Origin of the sequence: Mesorhizobium sp. M4A.F.Ca.ET.050.02.1.1 (genome assembly GCF_003997725.1) — a bacterium.
GTDB lineage: Bacteria > Pseudomonadota > Alphaproteobacteria > Rhizobiales > Rhizobiaceae > Mesorhizobium.
The window spans coordinates 1-1,435 of the sequence record NZ_RZSG01001124.1 but is presented as its reverse complement, the minus strand read 5'-3'; the positions used below and the strand labels follow the sequence as shown (position 1 = coordinate 1,435).

1 protein-coding gene is annotated in these 1,435 nt (G+C 64.5%); it reads right to left on the bottom strand.

Going from position 1 to position 1,435, the window contains the following annotated elements; translation table 11 throughout:
* Nucleotides 1-13 precede the first annotated feature (13 nt).
* On the bottom strand, nt 14-1,435 hold a 1,422-nt coding region (locus EOA33_RS35595), incomplete at its 5' end, for an MDR family MFS transporter (RefSeq protein ID WP_127407713.1).

Genomic DNA, 1,435 nt, shown 5'->3' with positions numbered 1-1,435 from the left:
ATTGAAGGCTTCGCTACTCGGCCAGCACCGGGGCTGCGGTTTCGGGATGGCCGCGAAGCGTCTTTTCCGGCATCAGCCCGAGCGCGGCAAGCGCCATCAGCAGGATTACCGCCGCGACGAGAAAGATCATCATGAATGCTTCAGCCGAGGCGGCGGCGCCAGCTGAATGCGCGCCTTCGCCGGCCAATGGCAGGCCATAGCCCAGCGCGACCGCGCCCAATATTGCCACCCCAAGGGCGCTGCCCAAAGAGCGAAGGAAGGTGAGCACACCCGTGGCGACACCGAGATGCGCCTGATCGACAGCGTTCTGGACCGAGACAGTCGCAACCGGAAACGTCGTCCCACTGCCGAGGCCAATGCAGGTCGTCAGGATTTCAACGACCAAAAGGGAGGCGTGCCCGGCGACGAGGCTGAGCACCCCAAGGCAGACTATGGCGAAGCTCACTCCGATCATGGCGATCCGCTTGTAATGGACAAAGCGCGGTATCGTGCGCCCGCTGAACGTCGCGCCGGCGACGGTGCCAAGCATCAGCCCGAGCAGCGCAATGCCCGATTCACCGGCCGAAAGCCCGACGATCGACTGCAGGTAGACCGGCAGATAGACCGCCAGGCCGATATTGGCGGCCTGCAGCAGGAACAAGGACAAGGTGCCAGCCAGCACGATCGGGTTGCTGAGCACCTCAAGCGAGATCAGCGGCTCGGCGGCGCGCATGAGCCGCAGCGCAAAAGCGCTCCAGATAACCGCCGAACCGGCGAGCAGCCCGAGGATTTCGCGCGACAGCCAGGGGTAGGCGCTGCCGCCCCAGTTCAGCGCCAGCAGCAGCAGGGCAGTGGTCGCTATCAGCAGCGCCGCGCCGAGACCATCGATACGATGATGTTTTGCCGCGATCGGCAGCTTCTTCAGCGGCTTGTTGATGATTGCCATGGCCAGCAGGCCGAGCGGCAGGTTGATCCAGAAGATCAGCGACCAGTGCAGATGTTCGGCGAAGGTGCCGCCCAAAAGCGGCCCGGCTATGCTGGCGACAGCCCAGGTACCCGCGATCCAGGCCGCGTAACGCGCCCGCTCACGCGGCGGCACGAGGTCTCCGATCACCGTCTGTGCCAGCGCGAACAAGCCACCCCCGCCGGCGCCCTGAATAGCGCGCCCGACGACTAGCACCAGCATGTTGGGCGCCATTGCGCTGACCAGCGATCCGGCGAGAAAGATAAGGATCGCCGCGTAGAGCGTTGGCCTGCGGCCATGAACATCGGAAATCTTGCCATAAAGTGGCGCCATAGCCGTCGCGGTGAGCAGATAGGCGGTCACGATCCACGGCAGATATTCGGCATGGCCGAGCAAATGCGCCATCGTCGGCATGGCCGGGGCGACGATGGTCTGGTCGAGCGCTGCCAGCAGCATCGACAACAGCACGCCGCCGATGATGGCGTTCTTCTC